This is a genomic window from Herbaspirillum sp. DW155, from assembly GCF_037076565.1.
Taxonomy (GTDB): Bacteria; Pseudomonadota; Gammaproteobacteria; order Burkholderiales; family Burkholderiaceae_D; genus Herbaspirillum.
The window spans coordinates 1,764,246-1,790,192 of record NZ_AP029028.1 but is presented as its reverse complement, the minus strand read 5'-3'; the positions used below and the strand labels follow the sequence as shown (position 1 = coordinate 1,790,192).

At 63.0% G+C, this 25,947-nt stretch carries 25 protein-coding genes; 8 read left to right on the top strand and 17 right to left on the bottom strand.

Translation table 11 applies throughout. The features are described from left to right. The first annotated feature begins 130 nt into the window (after positions 1-130). On the top strand, positions 131-655 hold the full coding sequence (locus tag AACH55_RS08020; RefSeq protein ID WP_338718918.1) for a gamma carbonic anhydrase family protein: 525 nt from the start codon (positions 131-133) through the stop codon (positions 653-655). Positions 656-675: 20 nt separating this feature from the next. Then, the gene (gene hslO, locus AACH55_RS08015; protein ID WP_338718917.1) at positions 676-1,605 is read left to right on the top strand and encodes an Hsp33 family molecular chaperone HslO; all 930 of its coding nucleotides are present in this window, start codon (positions 676-678) and stop codon (positions 1,603-1,605) included. Positions 1,606-1,690: 85 nt separating this feature from the next. Here hslO and AACH55_RS08010 read toward each other — a convergent pair whose 3' ends face one another. Both AACH55_RS08010 and AACH55_RS08005 read right to left on the bottom strand, forming a co-directional pair. Then, a complete protein-coding gene (locus AACH55_RS08010) occupies positions 1,691-2,413 on the bottom strand; it encodes a 16S rRNA pseudouridine(516) synthase (RefSeq protein WP_338718916.1) in 723 nt (240 codons plus the stop codon). 1 nt (position 2,414) lies between these two features. Further along, positions 2,415-3,242 (bottom strand): RNA methyltransferase, encoded by an 828-nt coding sequence (locus tag AACH55_RS08005; protein ID WP_338718915.1) that lies wholly within the window; start codon positions 3,240-3,242, stop codon positions 2,415-2,417. Positions 3,243-3,542: 300 nt separating this feature from the next. On the opposite strand from AACH55_RS08005, the gene AACH55_RS08000 reads away from it, so the two are divergent. The 5 genes from AACH55_RS08000 (at position 3,543) to AACH55_RS07980 (ending at position 8,009) form a co-directional block, all read left to right on the top strand. Next, positions 3,543-4,340, top strand: coding sequence for an inositol monophosphatase family protein (locus AACH55_RS08000; protein WP_338718914.1), 798 nt, complete (start codon positions 3,543-3,545; stop codon positions 4,338-4,340). Positions 4,341-4,426: 86 nt separating this feature from the next. Continuing rightward, positions 4,427-4,951 carry a VOC family protein gene (locus tag AACH55_RS07995; protein ID WP_338718913.1) on the top strand — a complete coding sequence of 175 codons (525 nt, stop codon included), beginning with the start codon at positions 4,427-4,429 and terminating at the stop codon, positions 4,949-4,951. Positions 4,952-4,983: 32 nt separating this feature from the next. Next, complete coding sequence (locus tag AACH55_RS07990; RefSeq protein WP_338718912.1) at positions 4,984-5,739, top strand: alpha/beta hydrolase; 756 nt, start codon at positions 4,984-4,986, stop codon at positions 5,737-5,739. 172 nt (positions 5,740-5,911) lie between these two features. Beyond that, positions 5,912-7,462 carry a DEAD/DEAH box helicase gene (locus tag AACH55_RS07985; RefSeq protein WP_338718911.1) on the top strand — a complete coding sequence of 517 codons (1,551 nt, stop codon included), beginning with the start codon at positions 5,912-5,914 and terminating at the stop codon, positions 7,460-7,462. A 61-nt stretch (positions 7,463-7,523) separates the two neighbouring features. Next, positions 7,524-8,009, top strand: a complete 486-nt coding sequence (locus AACH55_RS07980) for a GNAT family N-acetyltransferase (protein ID WP_338718910.1) — start codon at positions 7,524-7,526, stop codon at positions 8,007-8,009. A 193-nt stretch (positions 8,010-8,202) separates the two neighbouring features. Here the strand turns inward: AACH55_RS07980 and AACH55_RS07975 are convergent, their stop codons facing one another. The 13 genes from AACH55_RS07975 to AACH55_RS07915 form a co-directional block, all read right to left on the bottom strand. Then, entirely contained in the window at positions 8,203-9,336 is a 1,134-nt protein-coding gene (locus tag AACH55_RS07975) for a betaine/proline/choline family ABC transporter ATP-binding protein (protein WP_338718909.1), read from the bottom strand. Then, positions 9,333-9,983, bottom strand: a complete 651-nt coding sequence (locus AACH55_RS07970) for an ABC transporter permease (RefSeq protein ID WP_088754142.1) — start codon at positions 9,981-9,983, stop codon at positions 9,333-9,335. Before AACH55_RS07970 ends, AACH55_RS07975 begins: the two co-directional genes overlap by 4 nt. 10 nt (positions 9,984-9,993) lie before the next feature. Then, positions 9,994-10,908 carry a glycine betaine ABC transporter substrate-binding protein gene (locus AACH55_RS07965; RefSeq protein WP_338718908.1) on the bottom strand — a complete coding sequence of 305 codons (915 nt, stop codon included), beginning with the start codon at positions 10,906-10,908 and terminating at the stop codon, positions 9,994-9,996. A 72-nt stretch (positions 10,909-10,980) separates the two neighbouring features. After that, the gene (locus AACH55_RS07960) at positions 10,981-11,694 is read right to left on the bottom strand and encodes an ABC transporter permease (protein WP_338718907.1); all 714 of its coding nucleotides are present in this window, start codon (positions 11,692-11,694) and stop codon (positions 10,981-10,983) included. Between the two features lie 590 nt (positions 11,695-12,284). Further along, complete coding sequence (locus AACH55_RS07955; RefSeq protein WP_338718906.1) at positions 12,285-13,619, bottom strand: MFS transporter; 1,335 nt, start codon at positions 13,617-13,619, stop codon at positions 12,285-12,287. Positions 13,620-13,891: 272 nt separating this feature from the next. After that, the gene (locus AACH55_RS07950; RefSeq protein ID WP_338718905.1) at positions 13,892-14,083 is read right to left on the bottom strand and encodes a DUF1289 domain-containing protein; all 192 of its coding nucleotides are present in this window, start codon (positions 14,081-14,083) and stop codon (positions 13,892-13,894) included. A 277-nt stretch (positions 14,084-14,360) separates the two neighbouring features. Continuing rightward, the gene (locus tag AACH55_RS07945; protein ID WP_338718904.1) at positions 14,361-15,725 is read right to left on the bottom strand and encodes a hemolysin family protein; all 1,365 of its coding nucleotides are present in this window, start codon (positions 15,723-15,725) and stop codon (positions 14,361-14,363) included. A gap of 147 nt (positions 15,726-15,872) precedes the next feature. Then, a complete protein-coding gene (locus tag AACH55_RS07940; RefSeq protein WP_338718903.1) occupies positions 15,873-17,381 on the bottom strand; it encodes a sulfite reductase subunit alpha in 1,509 nt (502 codons plus the stop codon). A gap of 5 nt (positions 17,382-17,386) precedes the next feature. Then, positions 17,387-18,394 carry an FAD:protein FMN transferase gene (locus AACH55_RS07935; RefSeq protein WP_338718902.1) on the bottom strand — a complete coding sequence of 336 codons (1,008 nt, stop codon included), beginning with the start codon at positions 18,392-18,394 and terminating at the stop codon, positions 17,387-17,389. A gap of 84 nt (positions 18,395-18,478) precedes the next feature. Further along, complete coding sequence (locus AACH55_RS07930) at positions 18,479-19,309, bottom strand: DUF4198 domain-containing protein (RefSeq protein WP_338718901.1); 831 nt, start codon at positions 19,307-19,309, stop codon at positions 18,479-18,481. 47 nt (positions 19,310-19,356) lie between these two features. Beyond that, a complete protein-coding gene (locus tag AACH55_RS07925) occupies positions 19,357-19,902 on the bottom strand; it encodes a DUF2271 domain-containing protein (protein WP_338718900.1) in 546 nt (181 codons plus the stop codon). A gap of 72 nt (positions 19,903-19,974) precedes the next feature. Continuing rightward, on the bottom strand, positions 19,975-20,676 hold the full coding sequence (locus AACH55_RS07920; RefSeq protein ID WP_338720222.1) for a PepSY-associated TM helix domain-containing protein: 702 nt from the start codon (positions 20,674-20,676) through the stop codon (positions 19,975-19,977). 170 nt (positions 20,677-20,846) lie between these two features. Beyond that, on the bottom strand, positions 20,847-21,518 hold the full coding sequence (locus AACH55_RS07915) for a glutathione S-transferase (protein ID WP_338718899.1): 672 nt from the start codon (positions 21,516-21,518) through the stop codon (positions 20,847-20,849). A 58-nt stretch (positions 21,519-21,576) separates the two neighbouring features. Between AACH55_RS07915 and AACH55_RS07910 the strand changes: the two genes are divergently transcribed. Next, positions 21,577-23,019, top strand: coding sequence for a PLP-dependent aminotransferase family protein (locus AACH55_RS07910; protein WP_338718898.1), 1,443 nt, complete (start codon positions 21,577-21,579; stop codon positions 23,017-23,019). 260 nt (positions 23,020-23,279) lie between these two features. Here AACH55_RS07910 and AACH55_RS07905 read toward each other — a convergent pair whose 3' ends face one another. Both AACH55_RS07905 and AACH55_RS07900 read right to left on the bottom strand, forming a co-directional pair. After that, entirely contained in the window at positions 23,280-23,564 is a 285-nt protein-coding gene (locus tag AACH55_RS07905) for a helix-turn-helix domain-containing protein (protein ID WP_338718897.1), read from the bottom strand. 11 nt (positions 23,565-23,575) lie between these two features. Continuing rightward, positions 23,576-25,903, bottom strand: coding sequence for an FdhF/YdeP family oxidoreductase (locus AACH55_RS07900; protein WP_338718896.1), 2,328 nt, complete (start codon positions 25,901-25,903; stop codon positions 23,576-23,578). Between the last annotated feature and the right edge of the window lie 44 nt (positions 25,904-25,947).

Sequence of the window (25,947 nt, the reverse complement as noted above, 5' to 3'; positions counted from 1 at the left end):
CTGACTTTCAGGGAAGGTAAAATACGGTTGAGGATGATGGTTTTGTCTCCATATGAAGACAAATGTCCGCCATGACAAGGCATCAAGGCATCCACCACCGACCGGCAGATAACGAGGAGACAATTTTATTATGGCAATCTACCAATTGGCGCAGGACATTCCCGAGATTGACGACACCGCCTTCGTGGCCGAGTCGGCCACGGTGGTGGGCAAGGTCAAGATGGAGGCGAATTCCAGCGTCTGGTTCAACGTGGCTATCCGTGGCGACAATGAACTCATCACCATCGGCGAGAACAGCAACGTGCAGGAAGGTGCGGTATTGCATACCGATCACGGCTATCCGATGGTGATCGGCAAGAACGTCACCGTGGGCCACCAGGCCATGCTGCACGGCTGCACCATCGGCGAGGGTGCCCTGATCGGCATCCAGGCGGTGGTGCTCAATGGCGCCAGGATCGGCAAGAACTGCCTGGTCGGGGCCGGTGCCCTGGTGACCGAGGGCAAGGAGTTTCCCGACAACTCCCTGATCATCGGTGCGCCTGCCAAGGCGGTTCGCCAGTTGAGTGAAGAAGATATCGCGCGCATGCGGGCTGGCACCGACAGCTACGTGCAGCGCGCGCAACAGTTCAAGACCCAGCTCAAGCGCATTGCCTGAGCGGGCAAGCAAAGGAAACGATGAAAGACACGCTGCAAAAATTCCTGGTCGACAACGCGCCCGTGCGGGGCGAGCTGGTCGAGATTTCCGACACCTGGCGCCAGGTGCAGGCGCGCCGCGACTATCCCGTTGCGGTCCGCACGCTCCTGGGTGAAATGCTGGCCGCCTCGGCCCTGCTGTCGGCCAATCTGAAGTTCAACGGCATGATCGTCATGCAGATCCACGGCGATGGTCCGGTCAAGCTGCTGGTGGTCGAATGCGACTCCGAGCTGCAACTGCGCGCCACCGCCAAGCTGGCCGATGGCGCCGAGATCGCCGACGAGGCCAGCCTGACCGATCTGGTCAATGCCAGTGGCAATGGCCGCTTCGTCATCACCCTCGACCCCAAGGACAAGCTGCCCGGCCAGCAGGCCTACCAGGGCGTGGTGCCGCTGGATGGCGAGAGCGTGGCCACCGTGATCGAGAACTACATGCTGCGTTCCGAACAGCTCGATACCAAGCTGTGGCTGGCCGCCGACGAAAACGTCTCGCGCGGCCTGCTGCTGCAGAAGCTGCCCTCCATCGGCGGCACCGCAGCCCCGACCGCCAAGCCGGAAGGCGAACTGGAAGCCTGGAACCACATGGTCATGCTGGGCGATACCTTGAAGCGCGAGGAATTGCTCTGCACCGACATCGCCACGCTGATGCATCGCCTGTTCTGGGAACAGACCATCCGCGTGTTCGATCCGGTGCATCCGCAATTCCACTGCTCCTGCTCGCGCGAGAAGGTCGGCAACATGCTCAAAATGCTGGGCCAGGAAGAAGTCGCCGAAGCCCTGTCACAGATGGAAAAACTGGCCATCGACTGCGATTTCTGCGGCCAGCATTACGAGTTCGATGCAGTGGATTGTGCGCAGTTGTTCGTGGCCGATGTGGGTGGCGCGAGCGAGGCCGGTGACGCGCGGCATTGAGCCCTCCGCGACGATCGGTCAGCCATGAAAAAACGCCATCGGTTTGAAGCCGATGGCGTTTTTCCTTGTGAGCCGGACTCGCCCGTCACTCCGCATCCGGCACCAGCAGTGCCATCTGCTCCGCATCCAGATACGTCCACTCCCCTTCTTCCAGTTCCAGGGCCGCCAGCTGCAGGCCACCGATGGCGGTGCGCTGCAAGGCGCTGCAATGGTTGCCGGCCGCCGCCAGCATGCGCTTGACCTGGTGATACTTGCCCTGCTCCAGCACGATTTCGAGCAGATTCTCGCCCAGCTGGCGGCAACGGGTGGCGGCCAGCGGTGCCGGTTCGTCATGCAGCTGCACGCCCGCCTTCAGTTGCGCGATCAGGGCATCAGTGACCGGCTCGGCCGTGGTGGCCGCGTAGACCTTGGGCACGTGGCGCTTGGGTGAGGACTGGGCGTGAATGAAAGCGCCGTCATCGGACATCAGCAGCAGGCCGGTCGTGTCGTGATCCAGCCGGCCCACCGGCTGCACGTCACGCCAGGTGAACTGTTCGGGCAGCAGCGTCAACACTCCCGGATGGTGGCTGGGCTTGCGCGAGCATTCGATATTTTGCGGCTTGTTGATGGCGATGTAGACGTGCTCGCGGTATTCCCAGTCTTCCTCGAAGATGGTCAGCACCAGGCCATTGGTATCCGGCGTGGCGCGGTAATCGTCCACCACTTCGCCATTGATCGACACTTCACCATCGTCGATCAGTTCACGACAATATTTGCGCGAACCGAAACCCTGCGATTGCAGGATGCGGTCCAGGGTCAGCTTGGCCATGTCAGCCTTCTCCTTGTTCGTTTTGTTCTTGCCGGCCGGCCTTGGCCTGCTTCGGTTCCAGTATCTGGCGGGCGATGCCGCGCAGGATGTTGACCTCTTCGGTCTCCAGCCGGGCGCGCGAGAACATGCGTTTCAGGCGCGGCATCAGCTTCTTGGGGTTATCTGGGTTGAGGAAATCGATGGCCACCAGCGCCTGTTCCAGATGCGCGAACATGCCCTCGATCTCCGCCACGCTGGCACTCTGCCCGTGAAAGCCCACCTCGCCCGGCGCGCGCGCATCGCCGCTGGTCTGCATGGGGCCGCCCTGCACTTCCAGCTCGGTCATGCGGCATTCATAGGCCAGCACCTGCACCGCCTGCGACAGGTTCAGCGAGGAATACTCGGGATTGGCCGGAATATTGAGCAAGGCATTGCACTTCTGCACCACCTCATTGGGCAGGCCGAAGCGCTCATTGCCGAACAGCAGCGCGGCGTTCAGCCCGGTATCGCGCGACAGTTGCCCCGCCAGCTCGCGTGGCGAGACCACAGGCGGCGAAAATTCCCGCAAACGGGCGCTGACGGCGGCGGCGAAGTTGCATCCCTGCAACGCTTCTTCCACGCTGCCGACGATGCGTGCATTTTCCAACACATCGATGGCGCCGCTGGCGAAGGCAATGGCTTCATCTTCCTTCACCGCGTCCGGAAAGCGCGGATTGACCAGCACCAGCTCCGAAAAGCCCATGGTCTTGATGGCCCGTGCGGCCGAGCCGATGTTGCCGGGACTGCTGGTATTGACCAGCACGAAACGCAAACGGCTGAAAAGAGATTGTCCTGACACTTGCTTGTTCATTTAAAATAGCGGGATTCGCGCCCCAGGATAAGACATTGGCAAAACGTCAATATTGCAGCAACGAGGTCAACCCAGGTCGACCGTTGTTCCTGCCCCTGGACTGCATGGCAAACCCGCAAGCATAACAGCCGCGGGTGGCGCAACGCTCATTAATTTCATCGTCGCACTGGTTTGACTGCCGGGTTTCGCCTGGCCAGCTGTTCCGCATGTTTGTCGCGGAGGGCCGGCCGGTCGGCCATGGCGACGATGAGCAACGCAGCCATCGTCTTCGATGGCCGCAATTTTAACGGAACCATCGGAATGATCATCCCACCCATGCTCAATACGGCGATCAAGGCAGCCCGCCGCGCCGCTACCATCATCAACCGCGCGTCCTTCGACGTGTCGCTGCTGAAAGTGTCGAAGAAGGCCCACAACGATTTCGTGACCGAAGTCGACAAGGCCGCCGAGGATGCCATCATCGACGTGCTCAAGAACGCCTACCCCGACCACGCCATCCTGGCCGAGGAATCCGGTGCTTCCGACAACCTGCACGATGAAAACGAAAACGTCTGGATCATCGATCCGCTGGACGGCACCACCAACTTCATCCACGGTTTCCCGCAATACTGCGTCTCGATCGCCCTGCAACAGCGCGGTGTCATCACGCAAGCCGTGGTCTACGACCCGACCCGCAACGACCTCTTCACCGCCTCCAAGGGTGCCGGCGCCTACCTGAACGAAAAGCGCATCCGCGTGGGCAAGCGCGACAAGATCGCCGATGCCTTGATCGGTACCGGCTTCCCCTTCCGCGACCTCGATGGCCTGAACGAATACGTGACCATGTTCAAGGTCATGACCGAGCACAGCGCCGGCCTGCGCCGCCCGGGCGCCGCTGCCCTGGACCTGGCCTATGTGGCTGCCGGCCGCCTGGATGGCTTCTTCGAGAAGGGCCTGAAGCCCTGGGACATCGCCGCCGGCTCCCTGCTGGTGACCGAAGCGGGCGGTATCGTGGGCACCTTCAAGGGTGACTCCGACTACCTCTACAAGGGCGACGTCATCGCCGGCAGCCCGAAGATCTTCGCGCAGCAGGTCAATCTGCTGTCCGAATTCGCCTGAACGGCGCTGCTGCAATAACCCCGTCTCCTCATTGCGTCCGGCATTGCTGCTATAGTGCGGCTACCGGCGCAGACCGAGGAGACGACATGAACATCCCTTCCCAGCAAGCCAGCAACGAGCAGACCCATTGCGCGTTGCCGCCCGGCTACCACAGCGTCACTCCCTACCTGATCGTCAAGGCCTCGGCGGAAGCCATCGCCTTCTACCGGCGCGCCTTCGACGCGGCCGAGATCATGCGGCTGGACGGCCCGCACGGCAAGGTCTGGCATGCCGAGATCCAGATCGGCAATGCGCGCGTGATGCTGGCCGACGAACATCCCGAACTCGGCTTCCTCAGCCCCCAGACCCTGGGCGGCGCCGGCGTGAGCCTGCTGGTCTACGTGGCCGATGTCGATGCCGTCTTCACCCAGGCGTTGGCGGCCGGCGCGGTCCAACTGCGGCCGGTGCAGAACCAGTTCTATGGTGATCGCTCCGGCACGCTGCGCGATCCCTTTGGCCATGTCTGGTCGATTGCCACGCATATCGAAGACCTCAGCAATGAAGAAATCTGCGCGCGCTCGCGCGAGATGCTGGCGCGCCGCTGCAAGAAGCTGGCTGACGAAAAGAACTGAATCACCCCCACCAGAATACGCACGAAAGCACCATGCCCTTTGCCCTCAGCGACAACCGCAAGATCCACTATCAGGTCGAGGGCAACGGCCCGCCCCTGCTGCTGCACCACGGCTTTACCAGCAGCCTGGAAGCCTGGCGCTTCTTCGGTTTCACGGCAGTGCTGCGCGAGCACTATGAGCTCATCCTCTTCGATGCGCTGGGCCACGGCCAGAGCGACAAGCCGCACGATCCGGCCGCCTACACCCAACTGCAGCGCTGCCGCGATGCGCTGGCCGTGCTCGATGCGGTGGGTATTGAGCGCGCCCATTTCTTCGGCTATTCGCTGGGCGGCTGGGTCGGTTACGGCCTGGTGCGCCATGCGCCCGAACGGCTGCACAGCATGATCCTGGGCGCAGCGCACCCGTATGAAGATCGCAGCTGGGACGGCTTCCACGGCATCGACGGACGCGACCCGGAAGCCTTCATCGCCACCTTCGAAGGCTTGCTCGACGAACGGATTTCGCCACAGGTGAAGATGCTCATCCGTGCCAATGACCTGGTGGCGCTGGCCGCTGCCGCCCAGCAGCCGCGCCCTTCGCAGGAAGACCTGCTGGCCCGCATGGAGCTGCCCTGCCTGCTCTTCTGTGGCGACGCCGATGCCCGCCATGCGGCGGTCCAGCGCACGGCGGCCCTGCTGCCGCAGGGAGAATTCGTCAGCTTGCCGGGCGTCACGCACTTCGGCGGACTGATGCAAAGCGCGCTGGTTTTGCCACCGGTGCTCCGCTTTTTGGCGCGCCAGCAAGGATGAGCTCAAGCCCGCAGCTTCTCAAAATAAATCACGTGATGCGCGGGTTGCGCTGTTATACTGCGGCCTGCGCGGCGTATAGCCAGTCAAGTCCGCGCCCTCCTCCAGTTCCAACCCGTTTGCCTGCGACTGGCGCCCGTACGGGGCCACAGGCCAAACCCAATTTCAGAGTCTCATGTCATTTTCCGCGCTCGGCTTGTCCGACGAAATCGTTCGTGCCGTTTCCGAACAAGGCTATACCTCCCCGACCCCGATTCAGGCCCAGGCCGTCCCCGCAGTGCTCTCCGGCGGTGACCTGCTGGCCGGCGCCCAGACCGGCACCGGCAAGACCGCCGGTTTTACCCTGCCGCTGCTGCAACGCTTGTCCACCATGCCGCGCCAGAAGATCAACGGCCACCTGCCGATCCGCGCGCTGATCCTGGCGCCCACCCGCGAACTGGCCGCCCAGGTCGAAGAAAGCGTGCGCCAGTACGGCAAGTATTTGCCACTGACTTCGGCCTGCATCTTCGGCGGCGTCGGCATCAATCCGCAGATCACCCTGTTGAAGCGCGGCGTGGACATCCTGGTCGCCACCCCCGGTCGCCTGCTGGATCACATGCAGCAAGGTACCGTGAACCTGCAGCACATCCAGATTCTGGTGCTGGACGAAGCCGACCGCATGCTGGACATGGGCTTCATCCGCGACATCCGCAAGGTGCTGGCCGCCCTACCGCCCAAGCGCCAGAACCTGCTGTTCTCGGCCACCTTCGCCGATGAAATCAAGAAGCTGGCCGACAGCCTGTTGAACAACCCGGCCCTGATCGAAGTGGCCCGCCGCAATTCCACCGTGGAAGTGATCGCGCAAAAGATCCACCCTGTCGACCGCGACAAGAAGCACCCCATGCTGGCGCACCTGATCAAGACCCACCAGTGGAAGCAGGTGCTGGTCTTCACCCGCACCAAGCACGGCGCCAACAAGCTGGTCGAACAGCTGGCCCGCGACGGCATCACCGCCATGGCGATCCACGGCAACAAGAGCCAGTCGGCCCGCACCAAGGCGCTGGCTGAATTCAAGGACGGCAAGCTGACCGCCCTGATCGCCACCGACATCGCCGCACGCGGCATCGACATCGACCAGTTGCCGCACGTGGTCAACTATGACCTGCCCAACGTGCCCGAAGATTACGTCCACCGCATCGGCCGCACCGGCCGCGCCGGCGCTACCGGCGAAGCCGTGTCGCTGGTCTGCGTGGACGAACGCGACCTGCTGCACGACATCGAGCGTTTCATCAAGCGCGAAATCCCGGTGGAAGTGATCGCCGGCTTCGAACCCGATCCGACCGCCAAGCCGCAACCGATCCAACTGCGCAGCGGCCAGGGCCGTCACCAGAACGGTGGCGGGCGCGGCGGTCAGCGCAGCGCCCCGCGCAAGCCGGCCGGCAGCGGCAATGCGGCAGCGCCCAAGCCGGCCGGTGGCAACGCCGGTCATGGCCAGGCCGCCAAGCCGCGCACGGCAGCCAATGGCAACGGTAACGGCAATGCCGCCCGTGGCCAGGGTGGACGTGGCAATGGCGGTGGCAATGGCAGCAATGGCGGCAATGCCGGCAACGGCGGCAACAATGCCAACCGCGCACCCAAGCCGGCCAATGCCAACAGCCAGCCGCGCAATGCCGGCCAGCAGCAGCGCCAGGGTGGTCCGCGTCCGTCGGCCCTGACCCACGGCGGCCAGCGCGCAGCGGGCAAGTAAGTCAGCAGGCTGCCCCTGCTGCCAGACATCGTTCATCGTCCATCACAAGAAAAGGAACGACATGAGTGTGACCGTCATCAAGGCCGACCTCGGCAACGCCGCCCACGCGGCAGCGCTGTTCGAGACCCTCAATGCCTACGCTTGCGACGCCATGGGCGGCGGCCAGCAGCTCTCCGACTACGTGCGAGAGAACCTGGCCGCCGAGCTGAAGAAGCGTCCCACGGCCTATGTCTTCCTGGCCTTCGATGGCGATACCCCGGCCGGTCTGGCGACCTGCATCGAAGGTTTTTCCACCTTTTCCTGCAAGCCGCTGCTGAACCTGCATGACCTGGCGGTGATGCCCGCTTATCGCGGCCAGGGCGTGGCCCGGCTGCTGCTGGCAGCGGTCGAGGAAGAAGCCCGCAAGCTGGGCTGCTGCAAGCTCACGCTGGAAGTCCTGGAAGGCAACACAGTGGCGCGTTCGCTGTATCGCTCCTGCGGCTTCGAGGGTTACGAACTCAAAGCTGAAACCGGCAAGGCCATGTTCATGCACAAGCCGCTGGCCTGAGTGCTGCCTGCCTGAACGCAAATGCCCGCATCTGATGATGCGGGCATTTTCGTTTTTGGGCCTGATCCTTCACGTGCCATCCGCCCTTGTGCGCCAGGCTCCGGATATCACGCCGGGCAGCATGCACAAACTTTCATACAGCCGCTTAGCCAGGCCCGGAGCGGGCTCCAGCCTGGTCGCGGAGCAGCTGTCATCAAGCCGCCATCGCCATCCCGCGCGACTTGCCGGAGCTGAGATAGCTGGCGATGGAATCCTGCGTCACTTCGCCCAGATAGCTGCCATCGTTGGCGATGACCGGCATCCAGCTGGTGCTGTGCTTGTACATCTTGGAGAGCACCACGCGCAGGTTCTCGTCCGGTGCGGCATTCATGGTGAAGGGCCGCACCTTGTCCTCGGCCACGCCCGTGTTGCCGCGCACGTCGCGGCGGGTCAGGTAACCCAGCGCCCGGTTGTCGGCATCGATGATGGTGAGATAGCGCGCATCCTGGTCATCCATCAGCGCCAGCGCCTGGTCGCAGGACACGTCCGGCCGGGCCGTGGCCGGGGTGGTCGCGGCCTCGCCGGCACGCACCAGCAGCAGGCGCTTCAGGGTGTGATCCTGGCCCACGAAGGCGCTCACGAAATCATCCTTGGGGCGCGCCAGCAAGGTATCGGGATTGTCGAACTGCACCAGTTTGCCGGCGCGAAAGACGGCCACCTTGTCGCCCAGCTTGATGGCTTCGTCGATGTCGTGGCTGACCATGATGACGGTCTTGTTCAGCTGGCGCTGCATCTGGAAGAACTCGTTCTGGATCGATTCGCGGTTGATCGGATCGACCGCGCCGAAGGGTTCGTCCATCAGCAGTACCGGCGCGTCAGCGGCCAGGGCGCGGATGACGCCGATACGCTGCTGCTGCCCGCCCGACAATTCACGCGGATAGCGCTTGAGGAATTTCTTCGGGTCCAGCGCCACCATGGCCATCAGCTCGGTGGCACGCTCCTGGCAGCGTTTCTTGTCCCAGCCCAGCAAGCGCGGGACGATGGTGATGTTTTCCTCGATGGTCATGTTGGGGAACAGGCCGATCTGCTGGATCACGTAGCCGATGTGGCGACGCAGTTCCACCTCATCGATGCCGGAGGTGTCCTGGCCGTTCAGGAGCACACGGCCCGAGGTCGGGTTGATCAGGCGATTGATCATCTTGAGGGTAGTGGTCTTGCCGCACCCCGACGGGCCGAGGAAGACGCAGATCTCGCCTTCGGCCACCTTCAGGCTGACGGCATCCACCGCCTTGACCTGCGTGCCATCCTTTTGAGTGTAGGTCTTGCTCAGTTGGTCCAGTTCGATCATTTTTGTACTCCTTTCGGTGTCAGGATTTTCTGCAGACGTTGCAGCAGCGTGTCCGCGATGATGGCCAGCACGCTGATCATCACCGCGCCCACCACGAGTTTTTGCATGTTGCTCTGGCTGATCGCATGCAGGATCAGCACGCCCAGCCCGCCCGCGCCAATGACGGCGGCAATGGCCATCACGCCGATGTTCATCACCACCGCCGTGCGCACACCCCCAAGGATGACCGGCACGGCCAGCGGCAGGTCCACCATGCGCAGGCGCTGCCAGAAGGTCATGCCGATGCCGATGCCGGCTTCCTTGATGCCGGCTTCGATGTTCTCCAGCGCCAGGTAGGTGTTTCGCATGATGGGCAGCAGCGAATACAGGAACACGGCGGTAATGGCCGGCAAGGGCCCGATGCCGGCGCCGAATTGCGAGAACACCGGAATCATCAGACCGAAGAGCGCGATGGAAGGCAGCGTCAGCACGATGGTCGCCAGTCCCATCAAAGGACCGGCCAGCCAGCGCACCCGCACGATCAGGATGCCCAGCGGTACGCCGATGGCAATGGCCAGGCTCACCGCAATGCCCACCAGTTCAAGATGCTGCAGGGTCAGGTCGAGGATGTTGCGCCAGTCCGAGTGCAGGTATTGGAAGATGTTCATGGTTCCCTCCTCAGATCAGGCCGGCTTGCTTGAGGAAATCGGCGGCCACCTTGGCTACCGGTTCCTGGTCGATGTCGACGCGCTTGTTCAGTTCGGTCATGGTGGCCGTGTCGATCTTGGCGGCCAGTTCGTTCAATTGTTCGGCCAGCCTGGGGTTCTTCTCCAGCACCTCCTGACGCACCACCGGGGTGGCCTTGTAGGCGGCGAAGTATCCCTTGTCGTCCTCCAGCAATTGCAGGTCGAAGCCCTTGATGCGGCCATCGGAGGCATAGGTCAGGCCGACGAACAATTGTTCATTCTTCAGCGCCGTGTAGACCAGACCCGGGTCCATCTGCTTGACCTCGCTGCGGTCCAGCCTGAAGCCATACAGCGCCTGCATGGGACCGAGACCGTCAGGGCGCGAAGCGAACTCGTAGTCCACGCCCATGAGGTGCGGCTTGCCACCCTCCTTGTCATCCTCATTGATGCGATCGGCGAGATCCTGTAGTGAACGGATGTGGTACTTCTCTGCCAGCTCGCGCGGCATGGCGAAGGCGTAGGTGTTGTTCAGTTCGGACTCGTTGAGCCAGGTCAGGCCGCGCGGCGCGTCCAGTTCCTTGACCTTCTGGTAGATCTGGTCGGGATCAAGCTTGTCCTCGATGTGGTTGTAGACGATCAGGGCGGTGCCGGTGTAATCCCAGACGATATCGAGCTGACCGCTTTCCAGCGCCGAACGCATCAGCGTGGTGCCAAGGCCGTTCTTCAGTTCGGTGTCATAGCCCTTGGCGCGCAGGTATTGCGCGGTCATGTCCGAGAGCAGCAATTGCTCGGTGAAGTTCTTGCCGCCGATGACCAGGTTCTGGGCCTGCGCACGGGCCGTGCCGAACAGGGCCAGCCCAATTGCGAGGGCGCACAGGGCGTATTTTGCGATGGTCTTCTTTGTCATGCTTTCCTCTCTGCCGCTGTGCCGGGATCTGCTGGCGTGCGGTCGTTCTTGTGATGGAAATGAGCTGCCGGATCAGGTGCGCAGCCCGCGACGCGCCAGGTAGAAACCCGACAGCGAGGTCACCAGGGCATCCAGCACCAGCGCCAGCAAGGCGGTGGCGGCCGCACCCAGCAGCAGTTGGCCGTGATTGTTCAGGTAGATGCCGGGGAAGATCAGGCCACCCAGGCTCTCGCCGCCGATGAGCATCGACAGCGGTGCGGTGCCCACATTGATCGCCAGCGCCGTGCGGACGCCGCCGACGATGATGGGCAGCGCATTGGGCAGCTCCACCCGGAACAGGATCTGATGCGGCTTCATGCCGATGCCGCGCGCGGCTTCCTTCATCGACGCCGGCACGTTTTTCAAACCCTCGTAGGTATTGCGCACGATGGGCAGGAGCGACGCCAGCCACAAGGCCAGGATGGTCGGGCCATTGCCGATGCCGAAGGCGGCCAATGCCAGCGCCAGCACGGCGATGGAAGGAATGGTGTTGCCGATGTTGAAGATCTGGATGAACTTCTCTGCACTGCGCTGCGCACCCGGGCGGGACAGCGCGATACCGGCCGGAATGCCGGTGATCAGGGCCAGCATCATCGAACTGAAGACCAGTTCCAGATGCTTGCCGGTGTAGTACACCAGGTCACCGCGATATTTCTGGATGACGTCCGGGCCTATCCACCAGACCAGGCCTGCAAGGACCAGCGCAAAACCGAACGCGCCGGCGAAGACGTGACGAACACGTGTCATGTTACCCCCTGTTGGTATAGCCGAGGCGACATGACGCCGCGACGACGGGTTTCTGGGATCAAGTTTTAAAGGGTTCGCTTGCCCGCTGGGCATATCGTTTGGATGCGAACCGAAAGCTGCAAAGGCAGCGATGAAACCGAAGCGATGACGCCAGCCCCGGCATGATGCATACCGGACAGGGATGGGAACGGGTCACCGTGGAGAACGGGAGAGCATTCGCGCTGCCAGCCGGAAATTTGGACAACCCGCACTCTGCGGATCGGACACTGCTAAAGGGTCGTTGTTGAACAAGTAATGTCGCGAAGACAAACGATAGTTTAGAGCAATCGCTTAATGCTGTCCAGCAATGAAACAATGTAAATCGATAACTTACTGATCTGAAGCACTTTTAAAAGTTCCCAACGGCAGTCAATATGCTGTCAAAAGTGGTCATCGTGAAAACCGCTGGATCGGTGCTATCCCTTGCCCCACGGGGGTTCCGGCCGAGCTTGAGGGTTGAGCAAGATGGGCAAAAAAATCGCCGGCCCCTTGTTCAGGAACCGGCGAATTTTTTGTGACACGGCGCTGACCAGCCCGATCCTGCCCCGCGTTCATTTGCCGCGCGACAGCTCCAGCCCCGCATTGCGCGGCAGCTTGCCGCTGATGGGCACCGAGGCCACCGAGAACAGGCCGATGACCAGGAAGGCCGGCCAGAAGTCGGCTTCGACGATGGTGGCATGGCCCTGCAGGTGGTTCGACAGTTGCAGCACGATCCCGGCCACCGTCACGCCCAGGCCCAGCGACAGTTGCTGGATCACGCTGGCCAGGCTGGTGACACGGCCGGCGTCGCGGCTGTCGATGTCGGCATAGGCGATCGAGTTCAGGCAGGTGAATTGCAGCGCCGGGAACACGCCGCCCATCAATACGATGGTGACGATCAGCAGATAAGGCGTATGCATGCTGAAGATGCCGTAAGCCGCCAGCGCAATGCCGGCAAACACCGCATTGACCATCAGCACGGTACGGAAGCCATAGCGACGCAGCACCCGGCTGGCCAGCAGACGGATGAAGAGCGAGCCGAACGCCGAGGCACAGGTGATGCTGCCGGCCTGGAAGGCGGTCATGCCCAGCCCTTCCTGCAGGGCCAGCGGCAACAGGAACGGCACCGCACCCAGGCCGATGCGAAACAGCGAGCCGCCCACCACGCTGGCATGCAAGGTGGGGATGCGCAGCAGGCGGAAGTCCAGCAGCGGATACGGGATCTGGGTGGAATGGCGGTAATACATCACCAGCGCAATGGCGCCGATGGAACACATGGCCACCGGCGTAGCGCCGTCGACCAGATGGCTGCCGAACAGCGACAGGCCCAGCATGATCATGGCCGCCCCCACCGAGGTGAGTACAAAACCCTTCACATCCAGCGGCGCCGGATCGTCTTCCTTGAAGTTCTGGATGAAGCGCTTGGCCAGGTACAACCCCAGGAAACAGAACGGGATGTTGATCAGGAACACCCAGCGCCAGTGGAAGTAAGTCGTGATGAATCCGCCCAAAAGCGGCCCGACCACCGGCCCCAGGAGCGCCGGCAAGGTGAGATAGCTGACCGCCTTGACCAGTTCGGATTTGTCGACCGAACGGGCGATGATGACGCGTCCCACCGGCACCATCATGGCTCCGCCGATGCCCTGCAGGAAGCGCGCGGCCACGAAGGTCACCAGCGAACCGGAGACGGCGCAGAGGATGGAGCCGGTCATGAAGACGATCATGGCCGTGCTGAAGACCTTGCGGGCGCCCAGCTTGTCGGCCATCCAGCCCGAGATCGGGATGAACACGCCCAGCGCCGCGACGTAGGCGGTCATGGCCAGTTTCAGGGTGATCGGGTCTTGATTGAGGTCGCGCGCCAGCGCGGGGAGCGAGGTGGCCAGCACGGTGGCGTCCATGTTTTCCATGAACAGCGCACAGCCGACAATGAGCGGAATGAGCAGCGAAGGTCGCACGATTGGCAACAGGGCGGATGACAGTGGCGGAATTTCAGGGAGGTTCTTGCGCCTCCTGAAGTTGCAGAGTTTAACCCAGTTGGCCTTTTCTTGCGGGCAAGCCGTCGGATCGGTGCAACGATATGAAGCCTTTGGCAGACAGATCGCCGCTGGATGGGAAGTTTCTCTGGACCCTGAACGCCCAGATTTCCGAACGCAATCACGGCGCCCGCAGCTGAGCCGCCCTACTTCTTCATCGCCTTCATGCGCCGGGCGGCCAGCTCCACGGTGTGGAGCTGCTGCTTGCGCTTCATGGATTTCCAGTCCTTGATTTCATCCCGGGTGCGGCCGCAGCCGGTACAGATTTCGTGCTTGAGCTTGCAGAGGGATACACAGGGGCTCTTGACGTCTTTTCCCAATTCGGTCTTCCACTTCATTCATGACAGATCCGACTGTACTGCAATGCGGCGAAGGCTGCTGGCGGCCTGGCGAAGCAACGGAAAACGGCGCCGCACAAGGCCAATAAAAAGGCCCGCATCCTTGCGAATACGGGCCAGCCCACGACTACCTTTGCTACTTACTACGGTTGGAACAGCCGCCTGCTTTCCCCGAGTACCAGTCTTTCAAGCAAGCGACTGTGCGGGAGTATCCGGATTTAGACGGCCCGTGAGGATAGGAAAAGTCTGAAAAATCAAGATGAAGTTGTATTGACTGCTATTCCGTTTTGCCGGATTGCACGCTCCTGTCGGATTTTTCTGGCTTGTCCTGCTTGTTGTCCTGCTTGTTGTCCTGCTTGAAGCGCGTCACCAGCAACTGGTTGATGCGGTTGCCCTCGATGTCCACCACCTCGAACTTGAAATCCGAGAAGAGCACGAAATCGGTCTTCTTCGGAATCTTGCGCAGCATGTACATGATGAAGCCCGACAAGGTTTCATAGCCGACCGGATTGGGATATTCCTCGATGTCCAGTTCGTTCATCACATCGTTCAAGGGCGTCAGGCCATCCATGAGCCAGGAATTCTCATCGCGCCGCACGATCTGCTGCTCTTCCTCGGTGATGGCCAGCAGATTGCCCATCAGCACGCCGGTCACGTCGGTGATGCTGATGATGCCCACCACCAGCGCATATTCATTGACCACGATGGCCAGGTCTTCATCCATGGCCTTCATGCGTTCCAGCACTTCCCACAGGTTCAGGGAATCGGGGATGGACAGCGGCGTATGCACCAGCCCCTTGTCGGCCAGGGAAAATTGTTCACCCTTGAGCAGGCGCTTCAACACATCCTTGCTGTCGATGTAGCCCAGCACCGCATCGATGTGCCCATCGCAGACCAGGAAGCGCGAATGCGGATGGTCGATGATCTTCTGGCGGATCGTGTCTTCGCTGTCGGTCAGCAGGAAATAGACGATGCTGTCCCGTGGCGTCATGGCCGACGGCACGTAGCGGCTTTCCAGCTCGAACACGTTTTCGATCAGGTGATGCTCCTGCGTGAGCAGCACGCCGGCCTGGGCACCGGCATCGACGATGGCGTGGATCTCGTTGGGCGTGATCACGTCCTGGCGCACCTGTGGCAAGCCGAACAGCGTGAAGATCGACTTCGACAGACTGTTGAAGAACCACACCAGCGGCTTGAACAGGGTTTCCAGCAGCAGCATGGGCTTGACCAGCACCACGGCCGCACGCTCGGGTGCGGCCATGGCCAGGCGCTTGGGCATGAGGTCGGCAAAGAGGATGAAGAAAGCCGTCACCGCAAGGAAGGACAAGGCGAAACTGATGTTTTCCAGCATCGGTCCGGTGTAGACGGTGCTGACGATCTCGCGCATGTGCGGCGTCAGGGCCGGCTCGCCCACCACGCCACCGAGGATGGCCACGGCATTGAGGCCGATTTGCACCACGGTGAAGAAGTTGCCCGGCTGGGCTTGCAACGACAGCACCCGGTCGGCGTTGTGTACGCCCTCCTTGGACATCATTTCAAGACGGATCTTCCGGGAGGCGGCGATGGAAATCTCGGCGCAGGAAAGAAAGGCGCTGACCACGACCAGGAGCAGGATCAGCAGCAGACTGGTGAATATGCTCATGTTGTTCTTATCTCATTGATTTGACGTGACATTCTCTCGCGCAACGGGGAGAAAAAGCAAATTCACGTCAATCGCGGGCCGCATGAAGCCTGGCGCCTGTGGGCGGCCCCGCATGAGATCAAGCCCGCAGAAATCGCGGTCACGGCGTCAATACACGTCGCGCCGGTAACGCCCTTGCCCGGCCAGCGCCTGCAGGACGTCTTCGCCGAGGATGTCCTGCAGCGCCCGGGCCACGCCACCGGCCATGCCCTGCAGGCTGCCGCAGACGTAGAGGCTGGCGCCCTCCTCCACCCATTGCCGCACGGTATCGGCGGCTTCGACCAGCTTGTCCTGCACGTAGATGCGGCGCTCCTGATCGCGCGAGAAGGCCAGATCCAGCCGTTGCAGCCAGCCCTGCGCCTGCCACTCTTCCAGCTCCTGCTGGTGGAAGAAATCGTACTGGCGCGAACGTTCGCCAAACAGCAGCCAGTTGCGCCGCTGCCCGGCCGCCACGCGCTGGCGCAGATGCGCGCGCAATCCGGCCAGGCCGGTGCCGTTGCCGATCAGGATCAGCGCACGGTCATCGGCAGGACCGTGGAAACTGCTGTTGCTGCGCACCCGCAGGGCAATCTCCTGCCCCGGCTGCGCATGCAAACCCAGCCAGCCGGAACCCAGCCCGGCGCGCCCATCGGGCAGGTGCATCAGGCGCACCATCAGTTCCAGCGCGCCATCCGCGGGCAGCGAGGCAATCGAATAGGCGCGATGTGGCAGTGCCGGCAAGGCCGCCAGCAGTTCGGCGTCCGGCAGCGTGCGCAGTTGCATCAGGGTGTCGGCCGCTTGCGGCAACATCCGGGTGACCAATGCGCTGCGCAGAGTCTCATCCTGGCGGCCAATGGCCTGCAGGAAGGCATCGACGGCCGCCGCACTATTGTGCGGGCCGATCTCGGCGATATCCCCGGCCTGCCAGTCAGGTGCAGGCAGATCCAGGGGCGTGAGGCGCACATGGAAGACCGGCTCGCCCACGCTGCCCGGATTGAGCACGCGGCGCTCTTCCAGGCGCCAGCGGCCATAGGCCGGCGCACTCCAGTCGGCCTCATCGCTGTGGCCGCTCAAGACACCGAGTTGATGCTGCCAGTGGCGCAGCGCGCCTTCATCACCGTTGTCGACCTCGATGGCATCGAACAGCGGCTGCGCATGACGGCGGCACAACCACGCGTGCAGTGCATGGCCGAAGGCGCAGTACTGTTGATAGCTGCGGTCGCCCAGCGCCAGCACGCCAAAGCGCAGCGCCGGCAGCGCCGTCCCTGCGCTGTCGCCCAGGCGCCGGGCCAGTGCGGCGGCATCGTCGGGGGCATCGCCTTCGCCGGTGGTGCTGGCCACAAAGAGGGCCAGCCGGGTAGCTGCCAGATCGGTATCGCTCAACTGTCCGGCCGGCAGGACGCGCACCTCCAGGCCACCTGCACGCAAACTTTGCGCGGTCTGCCAGGCCAGTCGCTCAGCTGTACCGGTCTGGCTGGCAAAGACGACCAGTGCAGTATCCGGGCCAGTGACCGGTACAGTTCCCCAGGCGGTTTGCTGGCGCTGCTGCGCACGGCGGTATCGCAGCGCCGTCATCACGCAGAACACCAGGTAAGTCAGCGCCACCAGCGCGGCCATCAGGTAACGGGTCTGCATCATGCCGCTCACTCCAGCATGGCGGCCAGGGCCGGGGTGAGGCTCTCGCGGAAGCCATCGGCTTCGCGGGTGATGAAAAGAGCGGCAATCCCGCGCTCACGGGCAAAGGACAGTCCGGCCTCCTCGCCCAGTACAGTGAGCACCGTGGCCAGGGCATCGGCCACCATGCATTGCCGGTGCAGTACCGTGACAGAGGCCGGTGCAGTGCGCACAGGTGTACCGGTACGGGGATCGATGGTGTGGGCATAGCGGTGACCATCATGATCGACATAGCGGCGATAGTCGCCCGAGGTGGCAATCGCCAGGCCGTGCAAGGCCACGACCATGCCTGGGCTGTCATCCTGGGGCGGGCGTTCCAGCGCCACCCACCAGGGCTGGCCATCGGTCTTGACGCCCTGACCGGACAACTCGCCGCCGACCTCGGCCAGCCAGCTCACGCAGCCGCACTCCCGCAGCGCCTGCGCCACCCGATCCACCGCGTATCCTTTGGCGATCCCGGAAAAATCCAGATGCACGCCCCCTGCCTGCTGCACCTTGCGCTGCGTGCGATCGAGCACGATGCGCTGCCAGCCGCAGCGCTGGCGCGTGGCCTCCAGCAGCGCCGCATCGGGCGGGCGGAAGGCACCCTGCTGCACGCTGCCGGCCCCGAATCCCCACAGGTCCACCAGCGGGCCCACGGTCGGATCGAAGGCAGCTTCGCTATCGACGGCCATCGTCAGGGCCGCATCCAGCACGGTGAAGAAACCCTCCGGCAATGCATGCCAGCTGCCTGCGGGCGCGCGGTTGAAACGGCTGATGTGCGAGCCGGGCTCCCAGGTGCTCATCTCATCGATGACCCGCTGCAATTGCGCCTCGACCGCGGCGGCGATGGTCTCTTGCGCCACGCTGCGCGCGGCCAGCGCCTGCACGCTCCAGGTCGTGCCCATGGTACGGCCGGACAGGCTGTGCGCCACGACGCCAGCGGGCAATATGGGCGGGGCTTGCAGGTCGACGGGGATCAGTACGCGGTGGGACATCGGCATCTTCGTCAAAGAAAACGGCGCCTGCATTGCAGGCGCCATCGGGGTCGATCAGCGTGGTTCAATCAAGGCAGAAGCGCCTCAGGGCAGCACTTCGAACGTGGCGATGTACATCGCACGGCGCTCTTTGGCCTGCGGCAGCGAGGTCTTGTTATCCGAGACCGTGGCTTCCATCCAGTACATGCCGGGGCCCGCCCACTTCACGCTGAATTTGCCCTCGGCATCGGTCTTGAGCTTGCTGTCCTGCAGCTTGTCGCGATAGCGGATGCCGCCCGGCACCAGTTCCACTTCCAACTCCGGGGCCGGCTTGCCATCGAGCAGGAGCTGGAAGGTGGCGGTATCGCCCGCCACCAGATCGGTGGGATGGGTGATGGGCTGCAACTCCAGGCCCACGCCGGTGGGCGCCAGTGCGGCCTTGGACGGCTTGCCGGCAGTGACGAAGGTTTCCACGCGGCTGTTCACCTGGGTCACCTTCAGTTCGGTGGCATTGGCCGGGACTTCCTTGGCCAGGGTCTCGGCGGTGCCGCGCCAGCGTTTTTGCTGGCCATCCACCTTGTAGCTGGCGAAGACGCCATTGTTGACCACGGCGATCTTGTAGGTGCCGGGCTGGCTCAACTGCACGTCGAAGGTGCTGCGGTACTTGCCGGTGGCGGCGTTGACGGCCTGCACCGGCTTGCCGTCGGGGCCGGTCACGACCAGGCCCTCCAGGCGCAGCGGGAAGTGTTCGAAGTAGAACAGGTCATTGGACACGGCCGCATCCACCGTGACCCAGGGATCATTGCCGGAGAGCACGGTGGCCGAGGGCAGCAGCCACTGGCGGTGGGCGTGGGCCGACAGAGGCAGGCTGATGGCCAGGGCCAGCGCGGCGATCTTCATGGAGCGGGCAGCGAAATGCTTGAGGGAAAACGACATGGCAGCTTCCTTTTTTCTGGTTGATCTTGAAGTGGATTCGGGACGGCTCAGGGCTTCAATTCCAGCGCCACGGCACCCAGCTCGCTGGTGCCTTGCGCCTTGGCGCTCTGGGCCGACCTGGGCGGCCACTGGAACGGCACCTTGACCAGCTCGCGGCCGCCGACTTCACGGGCGGCTTCCACCATCAGCACATAGTCGCCCGGCGCCAGATTGGCGATGGGGCCCTTGCCCGCGCCGAAATTGAGTTTTTGTTCACCAGGAGCGCGGGTGGCACCGCTGACGCCATCGATGGGCATCTGCTGCTCACGCCCGCTGCGACGCCACCACTGGCGCATGTCCTTCAACCACTTCTCGCCTTCCTTGTCCTTTTTCTTCACGTCGTACCAAACCGCCAGGTTGGCGGCCACGCTCTGGTCGGCGCGTTCGATCCAGGCGGCCAGGTAGGGACGGTGGTATTCGGCCACGTTCAGGGTCGGGATCTCGATCTTGATGTTCATCTCGGCCGCGCCCGCCGGGGCGGCCGAGGCAAACAGCGCCGCCATGGCCAGGGCCAGGGCAGTCGGTTTCAACAGGGCAGACTTGCTACGCTTCATGGGACCTCGCTAAAAAACAGGATGACTGGCTGCAAGCCGCAAAGGCTTGTCTGGCTGAGGGAAACGACGAATTCAGTGAATGAAGATCAGGGCCAGCAGCAACGGCGCCACCAGCCCCAGCGCCACCAGCGGCCAGGTCGCCGGGCGCTTGCCGGCATGCATCTGCAACAGGAACAGACCGGTGATGCAGAACACCAGGCAGGCCACCGCAAAGACGTCGATAAACCAGCTCCAGGCCGCGCCCGTATTGCGACCCTTGTGCAGATCGTTGAAGTAGGAAATCCAGCCGCGGTCGGTCTTTTCGTATTCGACCTGGCCATCCTCCAGCGCCACCCGCAGCCAGGCATCCCCACCCGGACGCGGCAGCGCCACATAGACTTCATCGGCCGACCACTCGGCGCTCTGCTGGTCCACCGTCACCGCCAGATCGCGGCTGATCCAGTCGCGCACGGCCGTCGGCAGCGGCGCCTTGCTGCCACCCTTGGACTCAGAGGCTGCGGCCTGCTGGCGCAGCGGCGCCAGCAAGGCGGCCGGCAGCGTGCCGGTGCGGTGCGTGACCTGCGGCCTGGCCTCGATCTGGGCGGCGTGGTTCAGCGTCAGGCCGGTAGCAGCGAAGACCAGCATGGCCACAAGGCAGATGCCCGAACTGATCCAGTGCCACTGATGCAGATGCTTGAGCCAGAAGGCCCGGCGTTTCTGGTCCGGAACGGCAGGCAGGGAAGGAGCGGCAGCGGGCTTCATGGAACGGCGGCGGGATCGTGAGCGAGCGAGGATCAGCGCCCTCGCACCAAATAATAATAGTTCTCAATTATATCTGGACTGAGGCGCACATCGCCAGCCGTTGCAAGCACTTTTACTTTGCGATACATGACGATACAAAAACGGCATCCCGTCCCACCGCAGTGGAATGAGATGCCGTCAGCACTACAATGCGCGAGCGTGATTCAGCGCAACAGCGCGTAAGGTCCGCCCTTTTCCAGCGCCCGCTGGTAAGCCGGTCGCGCGTGGATGGCTTCGAGGAACTTGAGCAGGTTGGGAAAGCGGCCATCCAGTCCGCCCCGCGCCCGCATGCCTTCCACCACGAAACTCATCTGGATGTCCGCACCGCTCAGGGTCTTGCCGGCGAACCAGCCATCCTTGCCCAGCTCCTCTTCCATGTAGCGCATCTGGCGCTCGATCTGCGGCGCCACCAGGCGGCTGCGCATGCCGTCGGCCAGCAGGTTGGCAATCGGCCGGATCAGCACCGGCACCGCCTTGGGCATCTTGCTGAAGATCAGCCCCAGCAACAGCCAGGGCATGGCCGAGCCCTCGGCGAAGTGCAGCCAGTAGCGGTAGCGCAGGCGCTCGGGGGTGCCGGCGGCCGGCAGCAGGCCGCTGTCTGCACCGTAGCGCTCCAGCAGGTATTCGACGATGTTGCCCGATTCCGCAATCGTCAGATCGCCATCGGTGATGACCGGGGATTTGCCCAGCGGATGCACCTTCAGCAGCTCCGGCGGGGCCAGCATGGTCTTAGGGTCGCGCTGGTAGAACCTGATCTCGTAGGCCAGGCCCAGCTCCTCCAGCAGCCACAGTACGCGCTGGGAACGGGAGTTGTTCAGGTGATGCACGGTGATCATGGCACGGTCCTTGTAAAATGCGAGGCGATAACTCTAACATCCACCACGAACCTGCTCCATGGCCGTCACGCCTCTTTACAAACAATTTGCCGACCAGCTCGCGGCCTCCATCCGCGACGGCGTACTGCGCCCGGGCGAGCGCATCGCCTCGGTGCGCATCGCCAGCCAGCAGCACAAGGTCAGCGTCACCACCGTGGTACGCGCCTACGAACTGCTGGAAAGCCGCGGCATCATCGAAAGCCAGCCGCAATCCGGCTACTTCGTACGCGAGCAGCCCGACGCCATTGCACGCCCCGTGGTGAAACCGCCCTCCCGGGCCGACCATCCGGCCTGGCAGGAATCGACCGAGGTCGACGTCAGTCGCCTGGTGCTGGCCACGCTCAAGACCATCCAGCAGGACGGCACCGTGCCGCTCGGTTCGCCCTATCCCAATCCGGCGCTGTTCCCCTCGCACCGGCTGGCGCAATACGCCGGCCGCATCGCGCGGCATGCCAGCCAGTCCAGCGTGTTCGACGATCTGCCGCCGGGCCACCCGGACCTGCTGCGCCAGATCGCCCGGCGTTATCTCGAAAACGGCCTCAAGGTCGATCCCGAAGAAATCGTCGTCACCGTCGGCGCCACCGAAGCCATCAATCTCTGCCTGCAGGCCGTGGCCCGTCCGGGCGACACCATCGCGGTGGAGACACCGACCTTCTACGCCATGCTGCACGCCATCGAACGTCTGGGCATGCGGGCGCTGGAAATCCCGACCGATCCGCAGCGCGGCATCGACGTGGGGGTACTGGAAGAACGGATGAAGACGCAGCCGGTGGCGGCCTGCATGGTGATGCCCAACTTCCAGAATCCGCTGGGTTTCCAGATGCCTGACAGCGAAAAGGAAAGACTGGTGCGCCTGGCCGGGCAACACCAGATGCCGGTGATCGAGAACGCCGTCTATAGCGAACTGTATTACGGCAATGCCCACCCCTCATCGCTGAAGAACTATGACGGCGAGGGCCTGGTGCTGCACTGCTCGTCCTTCTCCAAGAGCCTGACCTCAGCACACCGCATCGGCTGGGCCATGCCGGGGCGCTATCGGGCGCAGGTGGAAAAACTCAAGTTCCTCAACACGCTGGCCACGCCCACCGCACCCCAACGCGCCATTGCGGAATACCTCACGCAAGGCGGCTACGAACGCCACCTGCGACGCGTGCGTCGCGCCTTCGCCCAGCAGCGCGACATGATGCGGCACTTCGTGCTGCGCTTCTTCCCGGCCGGCACGCAGGTGTCCGAGCCGCAGGGCGGGTATGTGCTGTGGGTGGAATTGCCGCATCGGGTTGATGCGATGGAGTTGTATCGCCGCAGCCTGGCGCTGGGGATCACGGTGGCGCCGGGGCGCATCTTTGCGGCGACCAATCGGTACAGCCATTTCATCCGCTTGAATTACAGCTATGCCTGGTCGAAGGAGACTGAGCAGGCCTTGAAGCTGGTGGGGAAACTGGTGGAAGAACTGGCGGGGTGAGCTTGCTTTGGCGTGTCTTCGATACGGCGCTGTCGCGCCTACTCAGTCCGAACGGTTGCATGGATGCAGCCGAAAACAAAAAGCCCGTTCGCACTGATTTGCGCTGGCGTTTCCCTTCGACAAGCTCAGGACTGGCTTCGACACGGCGCTATCGCCCCTGCTCAGTTCGAACGGTTGTATGGATGTAGCCGAAAACAAGAAACCCGTTCGGACTGAGCAGGGGCGATAGCGCCGTATCGAAGGCGCTCCGTCAGCAATGCTTACTGAGGCGACACCAGCAAGCTCACGCTCCCGGTCCCATCCTCATTCATCTCGACCTTCACCACACCAGCCTCTTCCAGCGCCGACAAAAACCGCCGCAAGGTACTCATGCGCAATTGCGTGCGCTTGGACAAGCGCGCCAGCGACAGCGCCCCGCCCTCCTTCTCTTCGGCATCCGCCTGCAGGGTTTCCACGATCAGCAGCACTTCAGGCGGCACGCCCATCTGCTGCGCGCGGGCCTGCAGCCCGGCATCCGGCTGGGCGGACATTTCGATCACGCTCATGTCCACCTCCATCACGCTGCCGAACGCTGCACCGCCGAACGCGACAGCAGCACCGGAATGGATTTGGAAGTCGGCGTGCGCGCCTTGTCGGCAAAGCTTTCCAGCGGCACCAGCGGATTGGTCTCGGGATAGTAACTGCCGATACAACCGCGCGGAATGTCATATTCCACCAGCAGGAAACCTTCGGCCCGGCGCTCCACGCCGTCATCCCAGACGCTGGTGATGTCGACCCATTCACCATCCTTCAAACCCAGCATCTGCAGGTCCGCCGGGTTGATGAAGACCACCCGGCGCTGGCCGAACACACCGCGATAACGGTCGTCCATGCCATAGATGGTGGTGTTGTACTGGTCGTGCGAACGGGTAGTCATCAAGGTCAGCAGCTTCTCGCCATGAATCGCGCGGGCACGATGGATGGGCGTGTCCTTGGGAATCTCATGGACGATGAAATTGGCCTTGCCGCTGGCGGTCTTCCACACGCGGTCGCGCGAGGCCACGCCGAGATGGAAGCCCCCCGGATTGGCGATGCGTTCGTTGTAGCCCTTGAAGGCGTCATACACCTTCTCGATGGCGTCGCGGATGCGCGAGTAATCTTCGGCGTACCACAGCCAGTCGATCTTCGGACCATTGTTGCGCGACTTCATGGTGGCTTCGGCCAGGTGCGCGACGATGGCCGTCTCCGACATCAGGTGCTCGGAAGCCGGCTTGTTGATGCCGTAGGAGACGTGCACCATGCTCATCGAATCTTCCACCGTCACGCCTTGCGGGCCGGACTTCTGCAGGTCGATCTCGGTGCGGCCCATGGTCGGCAGGATCAGCGCATCCTTGCCATGCACCAGGTGGCTGCGGTTGAGCTTGGTGGTGATGTGTACCGTCAGGTTGCACGAGCGCATGGCCTCGAAGGTGCGCGGCGTATCGGGCGTGGCCATGGCGAAGTTGCCGCCCAGTCCGATGAAGACCTTGGTGCGGCCTTCCAGCATGGCCATGACCGAACCCACGGTGTCGTTGCCGTGATGGCGCGGGGCCTTGAAGCCGAACACCTGTTCCAGGCGATCCAGGAAGGCCGGCGTCGGCTTTTCATCGATGCCCACGGTGCGGTCGCCCTGCACGTTGGAGTGGCCGCGCACCGGGCACAGGCCCGCGCCCTTGCGGCCGATGTTCCCGCGCAGCATCATCATGTTCGACAGCAGCTGGATGGTGGCCACTGCGTGCTTGTGCTGGGTCAGACCCATGCCCCAGGTGGCGATGACGGCCTTGCCCTTGACGTAGACCTGGGCCAGCTTCTCGATGTCCTCACGCGAGACACCGGACTCGGCGATGATGTCGTCCCAGCTTTCCGCCCGTGCCTGGGCGGCGAATTCCTCGAAGCCGGCGGTATGTTCCTCGATGAACTTGACGTCGATCACGCGCTCGGTGCCGGCCACCTTGGCCGCGTCATCCAGTTCGATGGTGCGCTTGATGACGCCCTTGATCAGCGCCAGGTCACCGCCCAGCGTGGGGTGGATGAACATGGAACTGATGCGGGTGCTGCCCATGGTCAGCATCTCGACCTTGCTCTGCGGATCGGCAAAGCGTTCAAGGCCGCGCTCCTTCAATGGATTGATGGCGACGATGGTGGCACCGCGCTTGGCCGCGTGGCGCAGTTCGCCCATCATGCGCGGGTGATTGGTGGCCGGGTTCTGGCCGAACAGCAGCAGCGTGTCGCAATGATCGAAGTCTTCCAGCAGCACCGTGCCCTTGCCGATACCGACGGTGCCCGGCAAGCCCACGCTGGTGGGCTCGTGGCACATGTTGGAGCAGTCGGGGAAATTGTTGGTGCCGTACTGACGCACGAACAGCTGGAACAGGAAAGCGGCTTCATTGCTGGCGCGCCCGGAGACATAGAAGTCCGCCATGTCCGGATCGGGCAAGGCGTTCAGGTGCTTGGCCATCAGTTCGAAGGCGGCGGCCCATTCGATCTTCTTGTACTTGTCGGTGGCGGCGTCGTAGACCATGGGATGGGTCAGGCGGCCGTGTTCTTCCAGTTCGTAATCCGATTGCTGCATCAGCTCGGTGACGGTGTGCTGCTCGAAGAACTCGGGGGTGACGCGCTTCTTGGTGGCTTCTGCGGCCACGGCCTTGACGCCGTTTTCGCAGAATTCGAAGGTGGAGGTATGCTCGCGGTCCGGCCATGCGCAACCGGGACAATCAAAGCCGTCGGGCTGGTTCTGCGACAACAGGGTACGCAGGCCACGGCCGTCGGCCACGTGTTCCTTGACCAGGTTCAGCGCGACGTATTTCAGCGCGCCCCAGCCGCCTGCGGGTTGATTGTATTGCTCGATTCTTGGTTTGGAAGGCATGATGTCTCAGGATGGAGTGGAGTCCAGTGTAGAGCAAGTCTAGG